We start from the raw sequence: 4,384 nt of genomic DNA on the forward strand, positions 1-4,384 counted from the left end.
CCTGATTTTCCGCGACATAGGTTCCCGCGCAGGTGCCGTTTCCATCTACCGCGTCGGAGCCTGTGCCTTTGTTGGTGCAGTCGCCGCCGTTCGTGAGCCAATATTTCAGACCGCCAGCGCCGACGAGATGGCTACCGGCGATCAGACCGGCCGGCGTGACGGGAACGCCGTTGATGGTTTTGCCGATATATTGCTGCCAGTTCCCGAGGTAGCTTAGGTTCTTCTCGCCGTAGGCGAGGAAAGCATTGTCCTGTGCGGTCGGATTCGACAGGTAGTCGTCTAGCGATTCTACGCCGTCCTTGCCGGTCCAGTTGCCGCCAGCATCCATATACCCGGCGTCCTGCAGGGCCTCTTCGCCCATCTGATAAGCGCCGTAGAAGCCGTTCCCCGTGTTGGTGGAATAGTCGCCGCTTCCTTCCGATTGTCTGATGTTGCGCATGAAGGGGCTCCGTGGGAATCTCTGCAATATTACCCGCTAAGAGATTTTTGGCGTGACGGAAAACGGATGATTTCCGCGTAGCGGTTCGGCGGGTCGAAATCGACGGGGTGACTGGGCAATTATTTGCGCGACAAACCCTGTCGGAATGTGAGACTGTGCGGCAACACGGAATTTGAGGTTTGTCGTGCATGTTGATCGGTTACATGCGGGTATCGAGCGGTGATGAGCGGCAGTCGGTTGCCTTGCAGCGCGACGCCCTGCTCGCGGCCGGGGTCGATCAGCGTCACCTGCATCAGGATCGCGCTTCGGGCGCGCGCGACGATCGGCCGGGGCTGAAGGCTTGCCTTGCGGAATTGTGCGAGGGTGACGTGCTGGTCGTTTGGAAGCTCGACCGTCTGGGCCGATCACTCTCCCACCTGATCAGAATCGTTGAGGATCTGAAGATGCGCGGGGTCGCCTTCCGCTCTTTGACGGAAGCTATCGACACGACGAATTCGCACGGTGCGTTCCTGTTCAACCTGTTTGGCACGCTCGCCGAATACGAGAGAGTGCTGATCACGGAGCGGGTCAACGCTGGACTGGCGGCGGCACGCCGGCGCGGTCGCAAGGGCGGTAGGCCACCGACGATCGACACCGAAAAGGTTGAGCAGATTCTGGCGGCGCTGGAAGCCGGCGCCAGCAAGGCGTCGGTGTGTCGGACATTCAAGGTGCCGCGCTCGACTCTCATCGATACATTGCGGCGAACCGGATGGACCGGACCGGGCAAAGAAGATGAGCCTGCTCCCCCAGTTTGAGAGCGGGTGTGACCGATGGCCTTCCTCGACGCGCAGTCGCGCACCGTTCTGTTCGACCCACCCGATGTTTATGAAGAGGCCCTCGCGCGCTATGCGCTGTCCGCTGAGGACATCGCTTTCGCCAGGGCGCATCGCCGATCGCATAATCGTCTGGGTTTTGCCATCCAACTCGCCCTGGTGCGTGATCTCGGTCGTCCGCTCCGCGCTGGGGAAGTTCCGCCTCAGGCAGTCGTCTCCGTTGTCGCCGACCAGTTGGGCATCGACGCTGCGGTGTTCGCACTCTATGCCCAGCGGGAGGAAACCCGTCGAGAACATACGCGGGAGATTGTCGTCGCACTGGATCTCCGGCCCGTCCGGGCGAGCGATTATCGATCCCTGATCACCGCGGCGGCACGCGAGGCAGCCGCTACCGAACAAGGCGAGCCGATCACCAAGGCCGTGATCGAAGCCCTGAAGGAGAGGAAGCTGCTCGTTCCTGTGCCGGAACTGCTGATACGTCTGGCGATGGCGGGCCGGGCGGCAGCGCGACGACAGGCTTATCGCGGCTTGATCCGGGGCATGGAGCAACCGTCCATCGAGGCGCTTGATCAGCTTCTCATCGATCGGTCCGGCGATCGGAGCCATCTCGGCTGGATTGCGGAAGCGCCGGAGGGGACGAAACTGAAAAACCTCAAGGGCCTGATTGCCCGGCTTGAGGTTCTGCGTTCGGCGGCGATTTCCGATGAGCGACGTAAAACGATCCATGCCAACCGCTATGGCATCATCGCCCGGGACGCCCGCATTCTGCATGCCCGTGAGATACGACGCCTTACATCCGAGCGCCGCTACGCCACGCTGACGGCGTTCGTCATCGAGAGGCAGGCGGCAATCACCGACCTTGCGATCGACATGTTCTGCAAACTGATCGGCAGCACCCGGCGCAAGGCTGAACTGAGCCGCACAGAACGCCGGCTGAAAGAAGCCGAGATTCTTGATGGGGTGGCGCTCGATCATCTCAAGCTTGGCGAGGCGCTTCTGGCCGCCCGTGAGAACAACACCGATCTCGCATCCGCAATTGCAGTCTCACTCGGCTGGGACGGATTGACCGCCAGCGTGGCCGCAGCCAGGTCCGTCGTGCGCCCCGATCGCAGCGACGAATTCGATGAGCTCATAGAGCGGCACAAATCGCTGCGAAAGCTGGGCAGGCTCATGTTCGGCGCGTTCTCTTTCCGGTCGTTTCGTCCCGATGATCCGGTTTTGAAGGCAGTGGATCATCTGCGTGCGCTCTACAGTGGCAGGAAACTACCCGCGCAGGTGCCGTTCGCGTTCATGACGCGCAAGTGGCGGCGACGTGTGCGCTCGGACGGTGTCACCATCGACCTTCGGGCTTGGGAAGTGGCGGTACTCGTTCACCTTCGGGAGCGCCTGCGGGCCGGTGACATATGGGTTGATGGCAGCCGAGCATGGCGCAGTTTCGAGGATTATCTTCTGCCTCGACCGATCTTTGCCCTGATGCGCGCCGAAGGCCGGCTCGGGCTTGCCATCCCTGACAGCTTTGCCGAATGGCGAGCCGAACGCACCGCCACGCTCGACGCGAAACTCAAAGAGCTGGCAAGGGCGGCGGCCGCCAACGCCATTCCGGATGCGGCTATTTCCGACAAGGGTTTGTCGGTCTCCCCGATCCGCGAGGAGGAGCGTGACGGGATCGTCGCGCTCAGCCGGCGTCTTTACATCCTCGTTCCCCGGATCAGGATCACCAGCCTGCTTGCCGAGGTCCACAGCTGGACCAGGTTCCTTGACAGCTTCACACACTATCGCACCGGCGAGACGGCGAACGACGAGCCGGCGCTGATGGCCGCTATCCTTGCCGACGCCACCAACGCCGGTGCTGAACGCATGGCGGAAAGCTCACGCGGCGTCACGATCCACCAGATGATGCTGATGGTAGATAGGCATCTGCGCTCGGAAACCTATGCTACGGCGACCGCCGTGCTGGTCGATGCGCAGCAGGCTCATCCCTTCGCCGCGGTCTGGGGCGACGGTCATATCTCCTCCTCGGACGGGCAGTTCTTTCCGGCAGGCGGGCGCGGTGAAGCCAGCCTCGAATACAATGCAAAATACGGCAAAAGACCAGGTGCTTCGGTCTATGGCTTCCTGTCCAATCGTTTCGCCTCCTTCTTCTCCCGGATGATCCAGGCGTCCGAGAGCGAAGCGCCCTACGTGCTCGACGGCCTCCTTCACAACGAAAGCTCCGTCGAAATCCATGAGCATGCAACCGATACCGCCGGCGCGACCGAAACGACATTCGCTATGTTCCATGGCTTCGGCTATAGGCTCATTCCTCGTATCCGCAATCTCGGCAATCGCAGGCTCTTCGTCATCGATCCCGACGCGGCGTACGACCCGCTCGGGGCGCTGATCTCGGGAGCCGTCAACATGGATGTCATCGAGCAGCACTGGGATGAGGTCTTGCGGCTGAAGTCATCGATTGGCGCGGGCCTCGTGCCGCCGTCCGTCATCCTCAAGAAGCTTGCCGCATCGCCTCGGCAAAATCGGCTCAATCAGGCGCTACGCGAAATGGGCCGGATTGAACGCTCGATCTTCATCTGCGACTGGTTGCTCGACACCAAGCTCCGGCGCAGATCGCATGCCATCCTCAACAAGGGTGAAAGCCGTCACGCCCTTGCCCGGGCGGTCTTCCTCCACCAGCTTGGCGAGCTGCGCAACCGCGTGGCGGAAACCATGGCCTATCGGGCGTCAGGTCTCAACCTCGTCGTCAACGCCATTATCCTGTGGAACACCGTCTATCTCAGCCGCGCTGTCGATTATGTCCGCACCCAGGGCATCGATATTCCCGCCGAGCTGCTCTCCCAAGTCGCACCACTTCCCTGGGCTCATATCGCACTCACCGGCGACTATCTCTGGAACGAAATTGACCGACCCCTCGAACGCTTCAGGCCGATCCGCGCTAACCGTTTCAATCCAAACAACTTCGCTTTCCCTTAGCGGGTATTATTGCAGAAATGCCCACGGAGCCCCAGAGATCACAATCGCCGTATGACAGGCCCGCGGCCTCACCTATACCTGCAGCCACGATTCCGGCCATGACTGGGATGCAGGCGGCCTCTACTGGACGCCGGGCATGGCCGTGCCGGAGGAGTTCGCCTGCAGC

The 4,384-nt window shown here is 61.6% G+C and carries 3 protein-coding genes; 2 read left to right on the forward strand and 1 reads right to left on the reverse strand.

Annotated features, from left to right (window positions below; genetic code table 11):
• Nucleotides 1-439: hypothetical protein (locus tag KAY22_RS25085; protein ID WP_296625842.1), on the reverse strand; the 439-nt coding region annotated here is incomplete at its 3' end.
• Between the two features lie 188 nt (nucleotides 440-627).
• Here KAY22_RS25085 and KAY22_RS25090 point away from each other — a divergent pair.
• Together KAY22_RS25090 and KAY22_RS25095 are read left to right on the forward strand one after the other, a co-directional pair.
• Entirely contained in the window at nucleotides 628-1,233 is a 606-nt protein-coding gene (locus tag KAY22_RS25090) for a recombinase family protein (protein ID WP_055971942.1), read from the forward strand.
• A 15-nt stretch (nucleotides 1,234-1,248) separates the two neighbouring features.
• Nucleotides 1,249-4,218 (forward strand): Tn3 family transposase, encoded by a 2,970-nt coding sequence (locus KAY22_RS25095; RefSeq protein WP_072495413.1) that lies wholly within the window; start codon nucleotides 1,249-1,251, stop codon nucleotides 4,216-4,218.
• Nucleotides 4,219-4,384: the final 166 nt, after the last annotated feature.

This window comes from Rhizorhabdus sp., from assembly GCF_018006725.1.
GTDB lineage: Bacteria > Pseudomonadota > Alphaproteobacteria > Sphingomonadales > Sphingomonadaceae > Rhizorhabdus.